The organism is Methanosarcina horonobensis HB-1 = JCM 15518 (assembly GCF_000970285.1).
GTDB lineage: Archaea > Halobacteriota > Methanosarcinia > Methanosarcinales > Methanosarcinaceae > Methanosarcina > Methanosarcina horonobensis.
On sequence record NZ_CP009516.1, the window covers coordinates 4258402 to 4280225 of the forward strand.

Sequence of the window (21824 nt, forward strand, 5' to 3'; positions counted from 1 at the left end):
AGAATAAGAAAAAAATAATAAGGGAAAATAAGAAAAACAAAAGGAGGAAAAAATTCTTTTAACTGAATTTAATCTTGTGCGAGTAAAGATATTTAAAAAAATAACCATATAAAGTTAGTTCTCACCAAAGACAAGAGCATCATAAGGAAATTATAGTGAATTTTTGGTGATTGAAATATTCTAGCGAATTACTATTATGATAAGAATGGCAATATTACTCAGAGGGATAGTTTTGAGTAAAGATGCTGACGGAAAAGAAAAAGGCCATAAATCAGATAAAGGAATGTCAGACAAAAAAATATCAAATAAGAAGTTTTACTTAATCTATGGAATAATTCTGGTTATAGTCCTTTTTATAGCGTATCTTCTTCTGCAGAGGCCCGGGGAACCCCTAAGGATGGTAGCCCGGTTTGCAGCAACATTTGGTTATCTGACTATTTTCCTTTCAATACTCAGTTCTGAATATATGGCTAAAATGAGAAAAATATCAGGACTGCCTTTTTTAAAAGCTCACCATCATCTGGCAAGGATTGGGATCCTTCTAATCCTGATTCATCCACTAGCTCTTGCCATCGGAGGACAGGGATTCAGAATTTTTTTGCCTGAGTTTTATCCTGTAAACAGGTTTCTAATGTTTGGAGGCAAGACAGCAATTTATCTCTTCCTGCTGGCTGCCGGCATTGCCCTGTACAGGAAAAAGTATAGAAACTGGAAGAAGGTACATTACCTCAGTTACCTGGCTTTTTTACTTGTCTCAGCTCATGCTTTATTGATAGGCAGCGACTTTAAACTGGAGATAATGAGAATACTTACACTTGTGATGGCAGCTACTGTAACAGGTATTTTTATACATAAGAGATTGGGGGCAAAGACAAAAACCCGAAAGAATAGAAATAGTTAAGTTAAAAAACAGAGAGCTGTGCATTTACAAAATATTATTTTTTTCTGAACAAGGATCGGAAAAGAGACATATAAATAAGAAATATTCCAAATAAGAAATATTCCCGCCCAGAGTTGAATTTTCAGTTGTAGCAGGCTCAATAGAGGTACTATATTGCTACTGGCTTTTCTCCTCAATATCTTCAAATCTTAATGCAGGACACAAAGACCTATATAGTGCTAAATGTGGTCGGTGCAGGGCTGTCATGCTATGTTTCGATACTATTGACTACTTACCTTTTATGATCTTTGAAGGAACAGGCCATTGTAGCCTTTATCGGGCTGATAAGGTTATTTAAAGTTCCTGATGAAGCTTGAAAAATAAGAATATGGATATGGATATCCGACAAAATTTAACAAAGGTCTTTATTTGTGAGAGAAAACTTAAAGTTATTTTTTTTCCAGTTCCGAAAACCTGCTTATTTCACTGGAGAGCCGCTGCACTTCCTTACGCAGCTCCGAAATCTCTTTTGAAGATGCTTCCTTTTCTTTTCCCACAAGAAGACTGGCAATAGCTGCAGTTATGTATCCAAAGATTGCAAAGGCGTAGACGGATAACAAAAAGGTCAGAACTCTTCCTTCAGCAGTTTTTGGCCAATAATCGCTTCCTATTGTTGTCATAATCATTGCTGTCCACCAGAAAGCATCTCCATATGATTTAAGGCCGGGGTACTCAAAATAATACATCCCTGCTGCCCCGATAAAAGTCACCAGAGCTGTAAGGATCAGGACATATTCCAGGCCTCTCTGTTTCACTGCTTTCCTGACAGTCCTTATACTCCTGTTAAATGAAGAAAGAATTCTGGCAAGATTAAAAGACCGGATAAAATTCGAAAATTTAAATAGTCTGAATCCGCGAAATATTTTTAATATCCGCAGCGCAGGCAGAAATAAAGAAAGAGCAACAAGCCAGTTTTCCTCTAAATAAGCCTTTTTTTTCGGAGCGATATACAGTTCAACAAAAAAATCAACTATAAACATACTCCAGATAACGTCGTTTGCTCTTCGTAAAAATGGGGAGAGCCCGTAAACAAAGTCAATAACAATAAGAATCAGCCATACAATTGACAGAAGAAGGAGAGGAAAATCTAAAAGCTCGTTAATCTGGTACAGTAACTCTGTTCGTTCCTGATAAGCCCGTTCTTTGTCCATAAGCTTCTTCTCGCCTTAATTAACATGAAAAGATAAAGGCTGAATTTATAGATACTTACTCTTTATTTAACTATGCGAAAGGCTGGACATATTTTCAAAACAAGCAGATTTTTTGGAAATTTGTCTATAAAAGTATGTTTACTTAATTTTACTGCAACCTTATAGGAGTGACTCATAAACAGATCGGAAATCTCTTAGAATACATATTTTAAAGACTTATCAAATCGAAGGGTTGTGTTTAACCTTTAAATTCGGGAAGAGTCGAATCAAGCTGGTAAGAGAACCGTCTATGGGTATCAAGAAACACAGGATAGAAAAAAGGCTTCCAGAACAGCTAAAAAGAGTAAAGAGCTGCAAACTATAAAGCTACAAGCTTGCAGTCTCTGCTTTTAAACCAGCTTAGTAATCAAAAGTTGATTACATATTCCTTTGTCACACTTCATTACACAAATATTTCTTATTGACCAATGACTCTATTGTCCAGTACTTACATGTCTTCAGTCATGTTATTCATGTCTTCGGTCATATTCATATCTTCGGTCATGTTATCCATGCCTTCTGTCATGCCCTTCATGCCTTGGATAGTAGTCGTGCTTTGATTAAATTCACATTTAATTGTCTTGGTCATGATTCTAATTGAATCATCCAGGTTTTTGATTATAACCATCTTTCCGGTTATGCCGGACATGCCTTCATCCATTTTTTCGTCCATTTTAGTCATGTCCTGGATGTCTCCGATTACAGCCTTATTTGCATCCATCAAGACCAGATCACTCATGTCTTCTTCCATTTCGGTCATGTTATCCATGCTTTTGACTATAACCGCCTTCCCGGTCAGGCTGCATTGCATGGGTTCAGGCATAGACATATTAGCCGTCATGTTACTGTCCATTTCGGTAATATTACACATTTTTTCAACCATTTCGGTAATGTCACCAATGTTTTTGATTATAACTACTTTTTTGGTCATATCACCTGTTACGTTTCCAGTCATATTTCCACTCATGACTACGGTCATGTTACCCATACTTTCGGTCATGTTTTCCATGCCTTCCGTTTTGTTTAACATGATTTCTCCAGTCATATTTCCGACCATGAATACGGTCATGTTTTTGGTGATATCACCCATGACTTCAGAAACGTTACTCATATCTTCGGTCATATTTTCCTTCTCACCGAAAATGATCACTTTTCCGGGCATATCATCCACACTTCCGATCATAACCGCTTTTTCGGTCATATTACCCAGGTCTTTGATCAGAATTATTTTCCCGGTCACATCAAGTGTCATGTTTTCGGTAGCACTCATATTATCGGTGGCGTTAGTCATATTACCGGTCGCATTAGTCATATTGTCCGTAGCGTTACCCATTTCTTCAACCATAACTGCATTTCCGGTTATACTACATGTAATGGTTTCAGAAATGTCTCCGGTCATGATTACGTTTACGTCACTCACGTTTCCGAGCATATTTGCTTGTGCTCCCACGGACGCAACAGACAGGGTTAGACATAGTGCTAGCAGAGGAATTATTAATTTCATTTTCATTCTTTACCCCCCGTTTGAAAGTTTGACCATTGGTCAATTATATTTCTGGTATCCGAATTAAATAAAAGTCGTTTTAATAATAAACAATTTAATAATAAAGACGGAATTTATAAATACTTAATCTCTATTTAACTCTACAGAGGGTTAATTAAAATTCCATAATCGGTAAGTGTTTTGAAAGCCCTATTAATCAATAAATAACGTTTATTTATACTTGAGATCATTATATAAGAATCTCAATCGCGAAACTTTGTAAACCAAATTTCTTAAAAAATAGAAAATCTAAACGATAGATAAAAGTTTATTTCAGAGAATCTTTAATCCAGTTCATTATCTCCTCATAGACTTCATCCGAAACTTCTGCAAGGCCGTGCCCTGCCCCTTCGTATATTGTGAGTTTTTTTGGTTCATGCGCCATGGAATATGCATATACCGAACTTCCTGACGGCAGTGTTTCATCCTCGTCCCCGTGAATCAGGAGTACTGAAACTCCTTCTGCAAGACTGGATATCGGGCTAATCCCAAAACTCTGAGTTGAAAGGGTAATTACGGTTCTCACAGTACTCTCATTATGTGCAGCCTGAACAATCACAGCGCCTCCAAAAGAATGACCTATCAGCCCAAACCCGGTAATGCCTTCACCTTTCAAGAACTCAATTCCTACAAGTACATCCATTGCGGCTTCTGCCAGATCGGTAGGATACCTGAACCTGACCCTTAGCGAACTTATTCCCGAGTCCAGCAAATCCATACACAAGCGGGGGTAAAGGCCGTTTGCAGGCGTATCAAAGCCTCCTCCGATTCCCCCAACCATGACCACTGCTTTATCTGTACCTTCTGCTGCATAATAACGGCATTCAACCTTTCCGCGGCTTGTGTCTATTATAACGGATTCAAAACCGTCTCCAGGTTCTTTTTTCATACTAAGAATATCAGCTTCCAGTACCTCATCTCCGAATTCGGTCCTCTTTCTTCCAGACATAAATGAATCTAAAACTCCGGCTTATTAGGCATTTGTGGGTAGTGTTAAATTATTCAGTAATAGGTAGCAAAACCGGTGTTAAAAGATGAGATAGAAAACGAGTTTTCGAAAACCATACATAAAAATCAGCTTGAGAGTAAACATCAAAAATAAATGAAGGACAAAATGAGGCAAAACAGGAATCTGCGGAAAGAAAAAAGGACAAAATGCTTTTTCAAATGCGCCCGAAAGGCATAACTTTAATTAAAAATATGGCAAATGAGAAGTGATTTTACTGATATGATTCTACTGACAACTACAGGAGAAATTTTATGGAAGACCTCAAACGGTTCTTTAAAAAAGATAAATTCGCTGCAAATACTGGAATAGAACTGCTGGAAGTTTCACCGGGATATGCAAAAGCCAGGATGGAAATCGAAGAAAAGCACCGGAACGCATTAAGGGCAGTTCAGGGAGGAGCATTATTTACCCTTGCAGACCTTGCTTTTGCAGCAGCCTCAAATGCACACGGCACTGCTGCAGTCGGCATCAATGCGAACATCTCTTTTGTAAAAGCTGCGCTGAACGGAACACTTACAGCCGAGGCAAATGAAACTTCAATAAACCCTAAAATTGCCACATATACTGTTAACATCATTGATGACGAGGGAGACCTTGTAGCAACTTTTCAGGGGATGGTCTACAGAAAAAAGTTTTCACTTGATTTTTCTGAGGCTTAAACCTCAGAAATTAAAGTTCTGCCGTAAACAGCGATCAAAATAAAAAAATAATGCGACTGCCGGGATTCGAACCCGGGTTCTAAGCTTGGGAAGCTCAGGTCATAGCCACTAAACCACAGTCGCACACAGTCTTAAAGAACTGCTGTGTATTCTTCTCATGCATCTTTTAGATATTAAAGTTTTCGGTAAAAGTGAGAAAATAACTGAGATCACGGGTTTGCCCTCTACGGGAATGGGATTTCTGTTTTTGAAACTTGAGGGTGCAAAGCGATAAACACCGGGGCAGGGAATAATTATTGTAGAAAATTTCAAACGGCTTTTTCGGGGAGGGGGCAATGGCGCGATTTATAGAGCTTGCAGAGCTTTTTGAGGAGCTTGAAAAGATCACGTCCCATAAGGAAATTGTAAGGAAAATTGCTGAGTTTTTCAGCGGGCTCAAAGGGGACGAGGTGAAGGACAGTGCTTACCTTTTTCTTGGTAGTACAGGACCTGCCTTTGAGAACATAACACTGGGAATCAAGGACAGGCTTGCCGTAAGAGCCATTGCAGGTGCTTACGGAGTTCCCGAAGGAGAGGTCGAAAAGAGGTATGCCAGAACAGGAGACCTGGGAGATGTGGCTTTTGAATTAAATAGAGAAAAAGAGGCTTTCCTGACCATTGAGGATGTTTTTCAAAGGCTTCAACAAATAAAAGAAGCTTCAGGCAAAGGTAGTCAGGAGGAAAAGACAGGACTTCTTTCGGACATCCTGCAGAAAGCCACATCTGAAGAAGGGAAATATATAGTAAGGCTTGTACTCGGAAGGCTCAGGCTGGGATTTGGGGACCAGTTTTTGCTCGAAGCATTTTCTATTGCCTTTACAGGGGACAAAAAGCACGCAGGAAAAATAAAAGAAAGTTACGGTGTCTGTACGGATATAGGGGAGCTTGCAAAAACCCTTGCAGAGCACGGAGCCAGAGCTACAGGATTTTTCTCCATAAAACCCGGAAGACCCGTGAAGTCAATGCTTTCCCAGCGTGTTGAAAGTTTTGAAGAACTCGAGTCAAGGATTCAAGGAAAAAAAGCAGCCGAAGAGAAATATGACGGCGAGAGGGTGCAGATCCACAAAACCGGGGATGAAATCAAAGCTTTTTCCCGAAGGCTTGAAAATATCACTGCCCAGTACCCTGATGTTATTGAAGAGGTTAGAAGAAGTGTACCTGCGGAAGAAATCGTGATTGATGGAGAAATAGTTGCATATGTAGAATTTGAAAAGGACTGTAATCGGATAGAAGAATTTTACCCTTTTCAAAATCTTATGCAAAGGCGCAGAAAGTATGAGATTGAAAAGTACCGGGAGAAATGTCCTGTTGCAGTTTTCTTTTTTGATATCCTTTACCTGAATGGAGAGTCCCTTATGAAGAAACCCTACCCTGAAAGAAGAGCCCTGCTTGAAATGAATGTTGTTGAGCAAGGAATAGTCCATCTGGCAAGAAGAATTGTTACGGAAAACATTGAGGAAATTGAGGACTTTTTTAACGAAACCGTCGAAAAAGGGCTTGAAGGGATCGTAGTCAAATCAATGAGCAGCAAATCTGTTTACGAAGCAGGAAAAAGAAGCTGGTTCTGGTTCAAATGGAAACAGGAGTATTCGGAAGGGATGAGAGAGACCTTTGATCTCGTAGTTGTAGGAAGCTATTACGGAAGAGGAAGAAGGAAAGGATCATTTGGTGCTCTTCTCTGTGCGGTCCTGAATGAAGAAGAACAGCGGTTTGAAACTTTGACAAAAGTGGGTACGGGTTTTACCGAAGCAGATGCAGAAGAAATCAACCGCCTGCTTTCAGCCCATATAGTCAGTGAAGCTCCAAAGAATGTTTCCATAAAAAAAGGAATGCTTCCTGATATCTTCATAGAGCCGGCCGTAGTTATTGAAGTCCTTGGCTCGGAGATCACAAACAGTCCAGGGCATACGGCAGGAGAAGGAACTGAAGAAACAGGACTAGCACTGCGTTTTCCCCGTTTCTTACGCATACGGTACGATAAAGCTCCCTATGATGCCATGACAGTTAAGGAAGTAAGGGACTTGAAGGAAGGAGTTTGAACGCTGGCAGGATAACGAAAAAAGAAAAAAATAGAGTATAAGGAAAAATATTGAAAAGGAGCGAAAAAAATACTGAAAAGGAGTGGGGAGCCATTGAGAAACCGCGAGATTGCCGAGTTGTTGTATGAAACTGCTGATATTATGGAGTTTCAGCAGATCGAGTGGAAACCGCGAGCCTACAGAAGGGCAGCTCAGAACATAGAAAACTTTGGCGAGGACATTGAAAAAGTCTACGAGAGAGAAGGAAAAAAGGGGCTGACAGAGATTCCTGGCGTAGGCGAGTCCATTGCCGACCATATAGCCGAATACCTGGAAACAGGGAAAGTAGAAAAATTTGAAGAACTGAAAGGAAAAGCTCCTTCAGGCACCACCGAACTGATGGAGATCAGAGGGCTTGGGGCAAAAAAAATGAAAAAGCTTGCCGATGAACTTGAAATAAAAACCATTTCAGACCTGAAAGACGCGGTTAGTACTCACAGGCTCAGGAGACTTGAAGGCTTCGGAGAGAAAAGCGAAGAAAATATCGCCAGAGCAATTGAAAACTATGAAAAAAGCCACTCCAGAATTCCACTTGGAAAAGCACTTCCGCTTGCCGAAGAAATCATATCTGCCCTGAAAACCGAACTGAGGATAAGAACTCCAGATATTGACCTCTCGAAGATCATCTATACAGGATCTCTTCGCAGGCTAAAAGAGACTATAGGGGACATTGATATCCTTGCAGAAGCGAAAGAAAGAGACGCAGGGGGGATGATGAATGCCTTTGTTTCCCTTCCAGAAGTAGGGCAGGTTGTCTCAAAAGGCAAGACCAGAAGCAGTGTGATCATCAAGGAAGGATTCGGCATAGACCTGAGGATAGTCCCTCCTGAAAGTTATGGGGCAGCTCTCCAGTATTTTACGGGCTCAAAGGAACATAACATAGAACTCAGAAATATTGCCCTCAGAGAAGGTTACAAGCTTTCCGAGTACGGGCTATACTCCAAAGATTCAGGACAACAGGTTGCAGGCAGAAGTGAAGAAGAAATCTACAGGAAGCTCGGGCTTAAATATATTGCACCTGAACTCCGAGAGAACAGAGGAGAAATCAAAGCTGCAGCAAAAAATGCCCTGCCTGAACTTGTGGATGCAGAAGACCTCAGAGGAGATCTGCATATGCATACAAAGTACAGTGAAGGGGCAGAAAGCCTTGAGACAATGATAAAAAAAGCCGAAGCTATGGAATATGAATACATTGCTATCACAGACCACTCGCGCTCTCAGAAAATTGCAAACGGGATGGAAATCGAAACTATGAAAGCTCAGTGGAAAGAAATCGAAGAGATGTCAAAACGTTTCAGAATGAAAATCCTCAGAAGTTCGGAAGTTGAGATTCTTAAAGACGGAAGTCTTGACTATCCCGATGAAATCCTTAAAGAGCTTGACGTTGTGGTCGGAGCTGTGCATTCGGGCTTTGCAGTATCGGAAAGAGAGATGACAGGAAGAATAGTTACTGCTCTTGAAAACAGGCACCTTGACATACTTGCCCACCCATCAGGCAGGCTGCTCGGGAAAAGGGAGGCTTACGCGGTTAATTTCGGAAAGGTGTTTGAGGCGGCAGCAGCAAACGGGAAAGTGATGGAGATTAATTGCCAGCCTTCAAGGCTTGATCTTAATGATGAGCTTATTTTCAGGGCAAAGGATTATGGACTGAAATTCTGCATTTCAACGGACAGCCATGCCGTATCGGATCTGACTTCTATGCGTTACGGGCTCGGGCAGGCAAGAAGAGGCTGGCTTGAAAAAGAAGATGTTGTAAATACATACCCGTACTCGAAGCTTAAGGGAGTTTTCAAAAAACTCAGAGACTGACAGGAATAATCAATTTTCTCCATGCCTGAGATAGAGGAAAAACTAATAAAGGAATAAAAGTTCAAATTGATGTAAAACCGATTAAATAAAAATCAGGCAAAAGGTTAAGATAATGGTTTCAAAGGACCTACCCTTCACAAAAGAAGATATCCTGAAAATAATGGAGAAATATCCCACTCCTTTTCATATTTACGATGAGAAAGCCATTCGGGAAAACGCCAGAAGAATGAAATCAGCTTTTAAAGACGTCCCCGGCTTCAAGGAGTTTTTCGCCGTAAAAGCTCTTCCCAACCCCTTCATCCTTAAAATCCTTAAAGAAGAAGACTTCGGGGCAGACTGCAGTTCCCTGCCGGAGTTGATCCTTGCGGAAAAAGCAGGAATGACCGGCGATGATATTATGTTCAGTTCCAATGATACGCCGTCTGAAGAGTTTCTAAAAGCAAAGGAACTTGGCGGCTTTATCAACCTTGACGATATCAGCCACATCTCTTACCTGGAAAAATACGCAGGACTCCCTGAGATAGTGTGCTTCAGATATAATCCGGGACCCCTGAAAGAAGGAAATGCTATCATCGGAAAACCGGAAGAAGCAAAGTACGGTTTTACTCGGGAACAGATGCTTGAAGGGTACAGGATCCTCAGGGACAAAGGCGTAAAGCGCTTCGGGATGCACACAATGGTTGCCTCGAATGAGCTTAACCCCGATTACTTCGTTGAAACTGCAAAGATTCTCTTCGAACTTATAGTTGAGATCTCAAAGGAACTTGGAATCCGGTTCGAGTTCGTAAATCTCGGAGGAGGAATAGGCATCCCATACAGACCCGAGCAGGAACCGGTCTCCCTTGAAGCTGTAGCAAAAGGTGTAAAAGAGGCTTATTATGCCACCATTACAGCTAATGGGCTTGCCCCTCTCAAAGTATATCTCGAATGCGGCAGGGTTATCACAGGTCCCTACGGCTACCTGATTTCACAGGTCAGGCACTTAAAAAGCACTTATAAGGACTACGTGGGCCTGGATTCCTGCATGGCAAACCTTATGCGTCCAGGAATGTACGGAGCTTACCACCATATAACCGTGCTCGGAAAAGAAAAGAAAGCTCCTGTCCATAAATATGATGTGACAGGCTCCCTCTGCGAAAACAACGACAAATTCGCAATTGACAGGATGCTCCCGGAAGTAGAAATCGAAGATATCCTGGCAATTCACGATGCGGGCGCGCACGGGCATGCGATGGGCTTCAATTATAATGGAAAACTGCGCTCTGCCGAGCTCCTGCTTAGAGAAGACGGAAGCGTTGTACAAATCAGGAGAGCCGAAACTATTGAAGACTACTTTGCAACTCTTGATTTTGAAGCCCTGAAAGAGTTCAAGTGAGAGACACTTCAGTAAAAACACTGAAATTTAAAAATAGTCTATGATAGGTGAGTAGTATAAAGTTTCAACTGCTACACCTGAACAAACTTTTTCTTTAGAGTAGTTTTATACTTTTACCACTAAGAGCCTATCCGAAAAGTATTATTTTAATGTCTGGTATTCCTGAGGATATTCCTTAATATCAGGCATTTTTTAATCAGATATTTACTCTTGATACAAGCTCTTCTACGGCTTTTTGAGTTTCTTCCATTACTTTTTGCTCATCCAATGCAAGCACTTTGTAGTCGTCCATCAGGATTTTCCCGTTTACTATTGTCGTCCTGACGTCGCTTCCTTTAGCAGAGTACACGAGGTGGGATGCAACATCAAAACAGGGAGTAAGATGCGGTTTTCTCATGTCCACCAAGATCAGGTCTGCCTTTTTTCCTGCTTTCAACATACCGGTTTCCGGGTCAAGAGCCTTTGCCCCCTTTACCGTACCCATCTCAAGTACCTGCCTGGCAGGAAGGACAGTCGGGTCGAAAGTGTTTACTTTATGCAGCAGGGCAGCAGTTTTCATTTCTTCAAAGAGGTCCAAGTTATTGTTTGAAGCACAGCCATCAGTGCCAAGGCTAACGTTTATACCTTTTTCGAGCATCTTATGCACAGGTGCAATCCCGGAAGCTAGCTTCATGTTACTTATGACGTTATGGGAAATATTGACTCCCCTTTTTCTTAAAATTTCCATATCGCTGTCTGAAACCCAGACACAGTGGGCGGCAAGTACATGAGGACCTAAAAATCCTATATCGTCCAGAAGGCGAACCGAACACTTCCCGTACTTTTCTTTCACTTCAGTCAATTCGGCTTCGGTTTCGAGGAGATGTATATGGATTCTGGCTCCATCTCTGCTGGCTTCTTCTCTTACCTTTGCCAGATATTCCTCAGAACATGTGTTCGGGGCATGAGGTCCATACATCGTTTCTATTCTGCCTTCTGCTGCTCCCTGCCAGGCTCGAACAAAACGTCTGCCTTCCTTAAGGTCGTTATCTCCCTTTTCTTTATTCCCGAGCTCTGTGAGGCCGTGGGAAAGTGAAGCCCGAAGCCCGGATAGCTCAACAGCTTTTGCGGTCTCATCCATAAAGAAGTACATATCTGCAAAAGAAGTAGTCCCTGACTTGATCATCTCAAGGCAGGCAAGCAGGCTGCCTTTATAGATATCTTCGGCAGTGACTTTGGCTTCGGCAGGCCATATACATCTCTCAAGCCATTCCGCAAGCTGCATATCGTCGGCATAACCCCGGAAAAGAGTCGTTGCTGCGTGGGTATGGGTATTTACAAGCCCTGGCATTACTACCGAATGTTTTGCATCAATTATGGTTTCAGCATTTTCGTTCGTTTCTTTTCCTATTTCCGTAATTCTTCCGTTTTCAATGACAACGGTCCCGTTTTTGAGGTCACCAAGATCCGGGTCCATCGTTAAAACGTAAGCATTTTTTATGAGTATATCAGCCATATGATCATATCCGTCAGGTGATTAATTAATTTTTTAGAAAGTGTGCTCAGCATTAGATTAAACCGGGTAAAGAAGTTATCCTGAGTCATTTTGCCTTGAGAATTAAGGGCCTATCCGAGAAGTGTTATTGTATATTATTACTTTTTCAATAAGTAACATGTACAATTGAAAGAATACTCGATATTATGACCTTTTATAACTTCTATAACATGCCATTATTGACGTTCCGGATAGGTCTTAATCATACCTGGGGTTGAGAAACTTTTCTGTACCTTGTCGTACTCAAGCATTTCTTCACAAGTCCTAAACCCACAGGTTCCACAGTCCAGATTTTCAAGAACGGGACTTTAAGCTCCAGAATTTTTCTAAGAATTGAAAAGATAATCCCTTAATAAGCTACCGAATTCTTTTTACTCTATGGATGGATTTTTTTAATCTGAAAAAGAATTTGATATATATAAATAACGATATGTTCTTATATTATAATCTCTAATTACAGAGAGACTAATAGAATAACAAAAGCTATTCTAGAATTTCCAATCTGGCTAAAAGTTAAGAGCTCGGATTTTGAATCCTCCTTTCTTAAAATTTATTTCTGCATAAGCACGTATCCTGGTGACTTCAATGAAACTTGTACTGGACGAAGAAGAGATTTTGGTCCTAGAATGCATCAAAGCAGCTCATGTAGACTGCGGTTTCCATATTCGTGATGTAATCAAAAGGGCAAAATCAGGGTACGGGATATCCAGATCAACAGTTTATGAAATAGTGGGCTACTTTGAGTTCCATGGTCTGATAAAAACAAATAAGTCAGGTTGTAGGGAGCTAGATCAAAATATTCCCTATTTTATAACATGTCAGAGATGCGGCAAAGAAACTCCGGGAAATGAATCCGTTAAAGAAAACGGTAGGGCAATATGTGAAGATTGTTATCTGGAAGAGCACCAAAAAATCAAATTTGCAGACCCTATGGCGGTGCGTTCCATGAAACTCTTCAGAAAGCAGCATGGGCTGGTAGGGACAGAAGGACTTACAGAATTGCAAAAAGAAATCTTTGATTTCATTCTGGAAGAAGGGGGAGTTACACCCGAAAAAATCTCACAACTTTTTGGACTCACACTTCAGGAAACGATGAACCAGCTTGCAATATTAAGACATTGTGAGTTGGTGAAAGGACGGAAGCTTGGGGATGAAATTTACGTTGTACCTTTTGATTCTTAATTTCCTAACTAAGTTTTAATAATAGGAAAAAATCGATATGATTGAGAAAAGAGCAGCTTTGGTCAGGCAAATACCGGGAATATGAGTGCTTTTGGAAAGGTGATCGAACATGGACTCCGATGAGAATGCCAGAAGAAAAAAAGAGTGGCTAGAACAACTGGAACGTGAAGGTAAGTTGACGCGAAACCCAACAGAGGATCATAAATTCGGGCTTAAAGTCCTCCAGAATACCTTAAGAAGAGAAATTTTAGTCTCTCTCGGAAGTGAAAGGATATCCTTTGAGGGAATAAAAGAAAAATTCAACCTGGATGACCATATGGCAAATTTTCACCTCAATATGCTGGAAGATGCTCTTTATATCGAAAAAAAGGAAGAAGAAGGAAAGATATTTTATATTCCAACCCTTCGAGGAGAAGGTTATCTGGAAAATGTGGAATCGAAAAAATAAAAATTTAGATAACCATTCAGCCTGGACAAAACAATATCATTAACTATCTTGTTTAAGATTTAATAAGTAAAGTTATCTTAAGTAATTTTCGTTAACCATTAGCTAACGATTGTTTTTTTCTTTTTTAATAGGTTGTATTACACCTATTTGTTATATTAAAACTGATGTCGATCAGCTGACTTTAGTAGACTTAATAGTTAAAACTGTAGACTTTATTTTTCAACTTTTCTAGTGGACTCCCGATCAAAGAAGATGTTTTTTCCTTTCACACTTAGAGGAAGCCCCATAGCTACATCTGCATCTATCATTTTGAAGTAACAGGCTGTAGCACCTGCAGAATAAAGGACACGATTGTCAATGCAGAGGTCTTTTGCCTTTGCAGCAGCCGAGCCCACAGCAATTCCCAGGTCAAGGTACTTGATCATGCACTGAGGACCGAAGAACTCCTTCTGTACTTTCTCATATTCAAGCATCTTTTTGCAGGTCTCAAATCCGCAGGCTCCGCAGTCAAGGCCGGCTACTCCGGAGGCTTTCAGGCCGATCAGGACAATCGCATCCGCATCACTTACATTATTTGCATCCCTGATGAAAAACTTAAGGTCCTTAATCTCGCTCAGTTCTTCCATCCTGCTGGCAAGTTCGGATTTCTCTTCAGAAGAAAGGAGGCAGGTCACAATATCATCGATCCCTTTACCCTTTGGGGCTGTCCTGGCTGCGGTAAGAATAATTTTTGCAAGCGTTTCAATAGATTCGATTTCAGGGTTCAGTTTCATGGAAAGAAATTGGGAATTATGATATTTATAAGTGAATCCGAAAAAGAGCCTGTTTATGAACTTATTTACATATTCAAGTCAATATATTAATGATTTGTAGGACTCCCGAAGAAGCTGCAAAAAAGAAAGAAGAATGACTCGAGCGAATGAAACGTGAAGGTAAACTGACGAGAAATCCGACCGAAGACCATAAATTCGGACTCAAGATTCTTCAGAATACCGTGAGAAGAGAGATCCTTATCTCGCTTGAAAGTGAGAGAAATCTTTTGAGGAAATAAAAGAAAAATTTGCCTCTTAAATTTTATTTTAAGAGTAATAAGTCTGGTTCTATATCATGAAAACAATTCTGGAAATTGTAAATGAGTAAAAGTGAAAAATGGCTTTTGGGATGAGCTCAGTAAATAGGACTTACTCAGTTGAAACTAGAAATCAATAGCGTTAAACCTTCGACTATCTAACACTCATATTTAACTATAACGTCTATGTGCTTTATTTTGTATTTCAAGTGCGTATAGTCCTAATGATTTTAAGCCATATTTTTAATTTTAAATATTATTTTAGTATGACTTTTACTTTATATATTATTTTATTATCAGTTTCTAAATAATTTTATATAGTTCTTCCGCGTATTACATTGTAAAGAAAGTGTGATAGTGGAATTTAAAGTAGTAATTTCATCCTTCCAGCTACCTTTCAAATTATTTTCGTCTATATGGAGGCTGAACATTCTTTATGCAATTTCAGTTAAGTTCTAAAAAATATCATGGATGTATATCATGGCTTTAACAATCGATGCAATGCCAGCTTATAACGAATCCGAATCAGTCGCGAACGTAATTCTGGACTGCAGAAAATACGTCGACAAAGTAGTTGTAGTCGATGACGGTATCTTGGATAACACTATCGAGCTCACTGAATCCTTAAGTGCCTACGTAGACCATCATGAAACAAATAAAGGCCACGGTGAAGCTCTCAAAAACTGTTTTGAAATAGCCTGCAAACTCGAAGCACATTCCATGATTATTATAGATTCCAATAGCTAGCACAATTATCATGAGATCCAAAACTCCTTCATCCTCTGAAAAACGGTTTTGACCTGATAGTCGGCTCAAGGTATCGTAAACGGCAACGGTAAAAGCGTTCCCTTCTACTGAAAAGTATACCGTTAAACGCCATTAATTTAATCAATCTCTAAAAAACATTAGGGGGTTATTTGAATGAATAATGAACTGATTATGGGCAAGAACACTCGGTTAACACTAAATAATGGGGAAATTCAAGACGTAAAGAATACATTTTCTCAAAATATAACCGTGGTCCTCCCCGCTTTCAACGAGGAAGTCTCCATCGGCAGCATAGTCCTCCTTACGAAGCACCATTGTGACAACGTAATTGTGGTCGATGATGGCAGTTCAGATCGCACAGCTGCAATTGCCAGGAACGCAGGCGCCCACGTGATTGTACATGAGGTTAACAAAGGCAAAGGAGCAGCTCTCAAGACCGGATTTGAAGCCGCAGCCGAACTGGGTGCAAATATTATAGTAACTATGGACTCGGACGGCCAGCATAACCCCTCCGACATCCCAAGGCTGGTAGCCCCCATCAGAGACGGCTATGCTGAAATGGTCAACGGCAGCCGCTATTTAAGCCACAATGACAAAAACACACCCATTTACCGTCGTGTCGGCCAGACCGTTCTCGATACAGCCACAAATATGAACTCCGGCCTCAGAATAACAGATTCTCAGAGTGGGTTCCGTGCCTTTGCAGCTTCAACAAAAAATATCTTCCGCTTCAATGCCCAGGGCATGGCAATAGAAAGTGAGATGCTTGCCGACGCAGGCAGGTCCGGGCTGCGAATCAAGGAAGTAGAAATCAGAGTACGTTATGACGTTGACTGCTCAACTGTAGGTCCGATAAAACACGGTTTAAGTGTCCTTTTCATGGTTTTGAAAGACATTAAATTTAACAAGCCTCTTTATTATTTTACAGCACCTGGCCTTGCTCTTGATGTGGGAGGACTGTATATAGGGGCTCATTTTCTGTATGAATTTACCCCTGGCAGAGATCTGGATTTCGGGCCTACAATGATTATGATTTTACTTATTATAGGGACTTTTATGGCACTGACAGGAATATTGTTGCATTCGGTGTCTGCTGTTACGAGGAAAACGAAGGCGGCTTAAACTAAACTATTAAAAAGGGACTTTTCTTCTTGAAAATACTGCGATTTCTTATTTGCTTCAAAACTGAAGGATGGTTCAAATGGTCATAGAAATTTTGTATTTACTCTCATTTTTATTTATTTGGCAATTTGTGGGTTATCCTGCATTTACGGCTGTTGTTTCTTATTTTTCAAAGCCTTGCGAAAAGGATTACAATTACAAGCCTTTTGTTTCTATTCTTATAGCAACTTATAATGAAGAATCTGTTATCGCCAGTCGATTAAAGAATTTGCTTGAGTTAGATTATCCTAGAAATAAGTATGAAATTCTTGTCATAAATTCAGGTTCTACAGATAACACTTCATCAATAGTTGAAAGCTTTACGAACTGTCCGAAGTTTTCCAATCCATCTATTAAACTGATTGAAGAAGATGAGAGAAATGGCAAGGCGTCAGCGATTAACCTTGGCCAGAAATATGCCAGGGGTGATATCATTCTGATTACTGATGCAAATTCACTTTATGATAGATCTGCCCTTAGAGAAATAATGCCGCATTTTAAAGACCCTTCAGTTGGTGCTGTAAGCGGGAAGTACATCGTCTCAAACCCATATAGGGCTCTTCCGGCTTCAGAGGCTTTTTACTGGGAAATCGAATCCATCATGTTTTCAGGCGAATCATATCTGGATTCGGTTTCTACAGTAATAGGTACAATAAGTGCATGGAGGAAGGAGCTAATGAATTTCAACAAAAAAACGTTATCCGAAGATCTGGATATGACAATTCAGGTTCGATCCAAAGGCTATAAAATTAAGTATGAGCCTGAAGCAACAGTTTATGAACTATCTGCAATCACATCCGAGGAACAGATTAAGCAGAGAAAGCGAATATGTATTGGAACTATCCAAAATTTCTTCCTGCACATTCGCTTCTTTTTGACTTACCCCAGTTTATTTACATATGTTATTTTTCCGTCTCATAAAATGCTAACAATGTTTTCTCCATTTGTGCTTTTATCTATCCTGTTCCTGTATGCTTTTAGCTGGGATTTGAAGGTCATAGTTTTTCATTTAATGATTAGCATAAGTGTTTTCATCTTAATTTTTATTTTACTAATGTTTTTAAAATCGGGATTTATAAAAAACACTAAAACGAAGTATAAATTCTCTATCTCAGCTACTCCAAAAATTGTTTATTATGTTTTGTTGAACGAGTATCTTATACTACTTGCATGGTTTGATTTCATCTTCGATAATTATTCCGTATTATGGGAGCGTGCAGATTCAACCCGTCAGGATATTTTAACTCAGGAAGGTTAAAAAATGAAAGTATACTTTTTAAACCCACCATTTGTTCCCCGGTACAGCCGCAGCTCTAGATGGGCTGCCAGATGCAGGGGTGGAGCTCTCTATTATCCTATCTGGCTGGCTTATGCTGCCGGAGTGCTTGAAGAAGAGGGGCATAAGATCAGGCTTGCGGACGCGCCTGCTTGGGGATGGGATGTCGAAGCTGTATCAGAAGATGCCAGGAAATTCAAGCCTGAAGTTATCATTTCGGAATGCAATTTCCAGAGCCTGACAAACGACCTGGAAGTTTTGAACAAAATCAAGATCGAATCTGGAGCAACATCGGTCGTCGTGGGCCCTCCCACTTCCCAGTTCCCGGAACGAATCTTGGAGTCTGGAGCCGATATTGTAACAAGGTTTGAGTATGATTTTACGATAAGGGATATCGCGGATGCCCTTGAAAATGGGAAATCTCTGGAAAATGTTAGAGGGATTTCCTTTGAAAAGAAGGGCAAAGAAGAAGAAGGGGGTAAAATTGTCCGCACTCCAGACCGCGAACTTCTCAAGTCCTCAGAACTCGATTCAATTCCTTTCGTGTCAAAAACATACAAAAAATACCTCAACTTGGAAGATTACTTCCTGGGCCATACCCTTGCCCCCATGGTGCAGATCTTTACAAGCCGCGGCTGCCCTAACCTATGCACGTTCTGTTCCTGGCCATCAACCCTGATGGGCAGAAAATACAGGGCAAGAAGTTCGGAAAATGTCGTTGACGAGCTTGAATACATCTCAACAGAGCTTCCTGAGGTCAGGGAAATCTTCATCGAGGACGATACGTTTACTGCAGACAAAAAAAGAATTCTTGATGTCTGCAATGGAATCAGGGAAAGGGGCCTTGACATTACCTGGTCCTGTAACGCCCGGGCAAACTTAGATTACGAGTCCATGAAGGCGATGAAAGTAGCAGGTTGCAGACTCCTCGACGTAGGCTACGAATCCGGAAATGACCAGATCCTTAAAAACATGAAAAAAAGGATCACAACAGCGGAGAGCAGGCAGTTTACAAAAGACGCAAAGAAAGCCGGCCTTATGATCCTTGCGGATTTTATCCTCGGCATGCCCGGGGAAACGAAAGCCACAGCCGAGCAGACAATCCGCTTTGCCAAAGAGATAAAGCCCAATATCGTCCAGTTTTCGGTCGCAACACCCATTCCTGGCACCGAGTTCCACGATATTGCCAGCAAAAACGGCTATCTGCTCGTCGACGACATCGAAAAGTCCCTGGACTCCGAAGGGTTCCAGAAATGCATAATTTCCTATCCCGATTTCACAAAAGAGGATATCGAATACTATGTGGATAAAGCCCTGAAGGGCTATTACCTGACTCCTGCCTACGTTCCGGTTGCATTCTCTAATATCATGAGGAAGGACGGAGTTCATGAACTCAAGAACATGGCAACGTCGGCAAAAGGTTTCTTCAAATACCTGGGCAGGGACAAAGAGCCAAATGTTTGATTAGATTAAGGAAGTTAAAACCTGCCATCTTTGCATCCCGGAGATACTTCATGAAAGTTTTATTCACCCACGAAATATTTATGCCCGATTTTCACGGTGGGGGCGAATTCCTTACATATGAAATAGTAAAAAGAATGATAGATAAAGGCTTCGATGTTACGGTTCTGACCACAGGTGACCCAAAAATCGAGAGTTATGAAAATATCCGCACTATCAGGTTCCCGGTCAACCGCTATTTCATGAACCTGACCGGTCCCTGGATTGCAAAATACGCAAAAGGCTTCGACCTCATCCAGTCAAACAACTACAATGCCTGCTATCCTTCCCTGATGGCAGGCAAGCTGGTAAAAAAGCCTGTCTACTGCATGGTCCACGGCATGTACGGCAAAAAATGGCTTTCCATGCGGGGCCCCTTTTTTGGGAACCTCTCTCGTGCCATAGAAAAGTTCCAGGTCTCTGGAGATTACGAGAAAATAATCTTTTTCAGTGAATTTGCGAGAGATGCAGGTGTTTCTGTCGGGATTCCGAAAGAACAAACAACTGTAATCCATCCCGGCATTGAATACGATAACTTTTACGTAGGTGAAAAGGAACCCTACGTGCTCTTTGTGGGTAGGCTCTCAAAGCAGAAAGGAATCACCTACCTGATTCAAGTAGCAAAGGAACTGCCCCACATAAAATTCAAAATCGCGGGCCGGGACGAGGAAGAGGGCTGGATTAAGAAAGAGGCTCCTAAAAACGTTGAGTTCCTGGGTTTTGTGAGCAATGAGGAGCTAAGGGAGTTATATTCTAAGGCGCTGGTTTTCTGCCTGCCATCGGTTGCCGAAACTTTCGGGCTAGTGATTCTGGATGCTATGGCTTCGGGGTGTGCGGTTGTGTCGACAGTCCCTCTTGACTATGAGGGGTTTAAGGTGGATGTGGGGGATGTGGAGCAGTTGAGGAATGCTATATCGTATCTTTTTGATAATGAAGAAGTTGCAGTTTCAATGGGGCTTAAAAATAGGAAGAAAGTGCAGAGTTATAGCTGGAAGAATTGTGTTAAGGAATTATCTGAGTTGTATATGAAAGGTTTGATTTGAATCTAACTGCCCTTAATATAAAAATTCATAATATGTGAGTTTTGTTTCGTAATTATAAGGTGTTATGTCTATGTCTCAAAATATCTTTAACTCAAACAATAAATCAAGCTTACGAATTCCTTCAGTTGATATACTTAGAGGATTAGCATTACTACTAATGATTGAGGCTCATATCCCTATATCCGTAGAATGGGCATCTAAATGGTCAAATATTTTGGCTGCGCCTTTTTTTTTGATTATTTCAGGGTTGAGTTACGACTTATTTTTATTATCTAGAAAGCGGAAATCAACTGAAAAAAAATATTTGTACATTGAAGTATTATCTAGAGGTTTTCTGATATATGTGCTTCCCTTAGTTCCATACATCATAATCAGTGTCCTTTTTACAATCCCATTTGTTCAGCTTCCATATGTACAACATTATTCAATTCAAGTTTTCCATTGGGGTGTGTTCCAAGTTATTGGAGCGGGATATGTTTTAGGGGCAATTATCCCCAATAATTTGAAATCAAAAGTTTTCTTTGTAATTTTTACATTCACCTCGGCTTTCATAATTAGTAATTTTTATCAAAATGTGTTTTACTTTCTGATTAATGATATTTACGCATTTTTCCCTTGGGTAGGGTATTTTCTATGCGGGCGTATTTTTTACGAGTTGTACAGTAGATCTTTCAAAGATGAAACCTTACTTGGATTTTCACTTTTATTTTTGATTTCAAGTTTATTGATCATGAAAATCTTAAAGATGGATTTTCTATTATCTGCTCGCGATCAATTTCCGATGTTTTTATTTATATCTAGCTTTTGTTTTATTATATTCGCCCTGATGATTATTTTCATAGATCGGAGACATTTTTATCATAGCTTTTTTAATTTGTTTGAAAATATAGGAAAAATTTGTTTTACCAGTTATTACATTCATTTTCCAATTTTATTTTTTAGTATTTATGTTTCTAAAGTTTTCTTTGGTGGTACAATTTTCTTAGAATATTTTAGCTCTTTAACTCTGAACATAATCATACTTTTACTTCTCATCATAATTCTATCCTGTACAGAAGAAAACTGGAGAAACTATAATTATATTTTTGGGTTTGAATGGTTTATCAGGGTAGGATCACAAATTTTGATAAAATTGGTCGCCAAAAGATTTCCCAAAAGATTCCCCTAAAAGGTTCTCCTAGTATTATCTTTGGCTGCTGTA

At 40.3% G+C, this 21824-nt stretch carries 19 protein-coding genes and 1 tRNA gene; 14 read left to right on the plus strand and 6 right to left on the minus strand.

The window, feature by feature from the left end; genetic code table 11:
* The first annotated feature begins 232 nt into the window (after window positions 1-232).
* Window positions 233-901, plus strand: coding sequence for a ferric reductase-like transmembrane domain-containing protein (locus MSHOH_RS18545; RefSeq protein ID WP_239451057.1), 669 nt, complete (start codon window positions 233-235; stop codon window positions 899-901).
* 428 nt (window positions 902-1329) lie between these two features.
* On the opposite strand, the gene MSHOH_RS18550 is transcribed toward MSHOH_RS18545, so the two are convergent.
* The 3 genes from MSHOH_RS18550 to MSHOH_RS18560 form a co-directional block, all read right to left on the minus strand.
* Window positions 1330-2091, minus strand: coding sequence for a potassium channel family protein (locus MSHOH_RS18550; RefSeq protein ID WP_048141906.1), 762 nt, complete (start codon window positions 2089-2091; stop codon window positions 1330-1332).
* A 487-nt stretch (window positions 2092-2578) separates the two neighbouring features.
* On the minus strand, window positions 2579-3640 hold the full coding sequence (locus MSHOH_RS18555) for a hypothetical protein (RefSeq protein ID WP_052730929.1): 1062 nt from the start codon (window positions 3638-3640) through the stop codon (window positions 2579-2581).
* 301 nt (window positions 3641-3941) lie between these two features.
* Window positions 3942-4622 carry an alpha/beta hydrolase gene (locus tag MSHOH_RS18560; RefSeq protein WP_048141907.1) on the minus strand — a complete coding sequence of 227 codons (681 nt, stop codon included), beginning with the start codon at window positions 4620-4622 and terminating at the stop codon, window positions 3942-3944.
* 311 nt (window positions 4623-4933) lie between these two features.
* Between MSHOH_RS18560 and MSHOH_RS18565 the strand changes: the two genes are divergently transcribed.
* Entirely contained in the window at window positions 4934-5341 is a 408-nt protein-coding gene (locus MSHOH_RS18565; RefSeq protein WP_048141909.1) for a PaaI family thioesterase, read from the plus strand.
* A gap of 51 nt (window positions 5342-5392) precedes the next feature.
* Here the strand turns inward: MSHOH_RS18565 and MSHOH_RS18570 are convergent.
* Window positions 5393-5464, minus strand: a tRNA-Gly gene (locus MSHOH_RS18570).
* Between the two features lie 212 nt (window positions 5465-5676).
* On the opposite strand from MSHOH_RS18570, the gene MSHOH_RS18575 reads away from it, so the two are divergent.
* From MSHOH_RS18575 to MSHOH_RS18585, 3 genes are all read left to right on the plus strand, one after another.
* Complete coding sequence (locus MSHOH_RS18575; protein ID WP_048141911.1) at window positions 5677-7419, plus strand: ATP-dependent DNA ligase; 1743 nt, start codon at window positions 5677-5679, stop codon at window positions 7417-7419.
* A gap of 93 nt (window positions 7420-7512) precedes the next feature.
* On the plus strand, window positions 7513-9267 hold the full coding sequence (polX, locus tag MSHOH_RS18580) for a DNA polymerase/3'-5' exonuclease PolX (protein ID WP_048141913.1): 1755 nt from the start codon (window positions 7513-7515) through the stop codon (window positions 9265-9267).
* 112 nt (window positions 9268-9379) lie between these two features.
* Window positions 9380-10642 carry a diaminopimelate decarboxylase gene (locus MSHOH_RS18585; RefSeq protein WP_048141914.1) on the plus strand — a complete coding sequence of 421 codons (1263 nt, stop codon included), beginning with the start codon at window positions 9380-9382 and terminating at the stop codon, window positions 10640-10642.
* A gap of 196 nt (window positions 10643-10838) precedes the next feature.
* Here MSHOH_RS18585 and MSHOH_RS18590 read toward each other — a convergent pair whose 3' ends face one another.
* Window positions 10839-12137, minus strand: coding sequence for an amidohydrolase family protein (locus MSHOH_RS18590; protein WP_048141916.1), 1299 nt, complete (start codon window positions 12135-12137; stop codon window positions 10839-10841).
* 624 nt (window positions 12138-12761) lie between these two features.
* Between MSHOH_RS18590 and MSHOH_RS18595 the strand changes: the two genes are divergently transcribed.
* Both MSHOH_RS18595 and MSHOH_RS18600 read left to right on the plus strand, forming a co-directional pair.
* Entirely contained in the window at window positions 12762-13358 is a 597-nt protein-coding gene (locus MSHOH_RS18595) for a helix-turn-helix domain-containing protein (RefSeq protein ID WP_048141917.1), read from the plus strand.
* Between the two features lie 109 nt (window positions 13359-13467).
* Window positions 13468-13806 (plus strand): helix-turn-helix domain-containing protein, encoded by a 339-nt coding sequence (locus tag MSHOH_RS18600; protein WP_048141919.1) that lies wholly within the window; start codon window positions 13468-13470, stop codon window positions 13804-13806.
* Between the two features lie 212 nt (window positions 13807-14018).
* Here MSHOH_RS18600 and MSHOH_RS18605 read toward each other — a convergent pair whose 3' ends face one another.
* Entirely contained in the window at window positions 14019-14579 is a 561-nt protein-coding gene (locus tag MSHOH_RS18605) for a ferredoxin domain-containing protein (RefSeq protein WP_048141921.1), read from the minus strand.
* Between the two features lie 146 nt (window positions 14580-14725).
* Between MSHOH_RS18605 and MSHOH_RS25780 the strand changes: the two genes are divergently transcribed.
* From MSHOH_RS25780 to MSHOH_RS18640, 7 genes are all read left to right on the plus strand, one after another.
* Entirely contained in the window at window positions 14726-14857 is a 132-nt protein-coding gene (locus MSHOH_RS25780; protein WP_275425540.1) for a hypothetical protein, read from the plus strand.
* A 498-nt stretch (window positions 14858-15355) separates the two neighbouring features.
* Window positions 15356-15622 (plus strand): glycosyltransferase, encoded by a 267-nt coding sequence (locus MSHOH_RS18615; RefSeq protein WP_052730930.1) that lies wholly within the window; start codon window positions 15356-15358, stop codon window positions 15620-15622.
* A gap of 174 nt (window positions 15623-15796) precedes the next feature.
* A complete protein-coding gene (locus MSHOH_RS18620) occupies window positions 15797-16765 on the plus strand; it encodes a glycosyltransferase family 2 protein (RefSeq protein ID WP_048141923.1) in 969 nt (322 codons plus the stop codon).
* 79 nt (window positions 16766-16844) lie between these two features.
* Window positions 16845-18062, plus strand: coding sequence for a glycosyltransferase (locus tag MSHOH_RS18625; RefSeq protein WP_048141925.1), 1218 nt, complete (start codon window positions 16845-16847; stop codon window positions 18060-18062).
* A gap of 3 nt (window positions 18063-18065) precedes the next feature.
* Window positions 18066-19544: a B12-binding domain-containing radical SAM protein gene (locus tag MSHOH_RS18630; RefSeq protein ID WP_048141927.1), complete on the plus strand. Its 1479-nt coding sequence runs from the start codon at window positions 18066-18068 to the stop codon at window positions 19542-19544.
* 50 nt (window positions 19545-19594) lie between these two features.
* Window positions 19595-20623 (plus strand): glycosyltransferase family 4 protein, encoded by a 1029-nt coding sequence (locus MSHOH_RS18635; RefSeq protein ID WP_048141929.1) that lies wholly within the window; start codon window positions 19595-19597, stop codon window positions 20621-20623.
* 70 nt (window positions 20624-20693) lie between these two features.
* A complete protein-coding gene (locus MSHOH_RS18640) occupies window positions 20694-21791 on the plus strand; it encodes a heparan-alpha-glucosaminide N-acetyltransferase domain-containing protein (protein WP_158024238.1) in 1098 nt (365 codons plus the stop codon).
* Window positions 21792-21824: the final 33 nt, after the last annotated feature.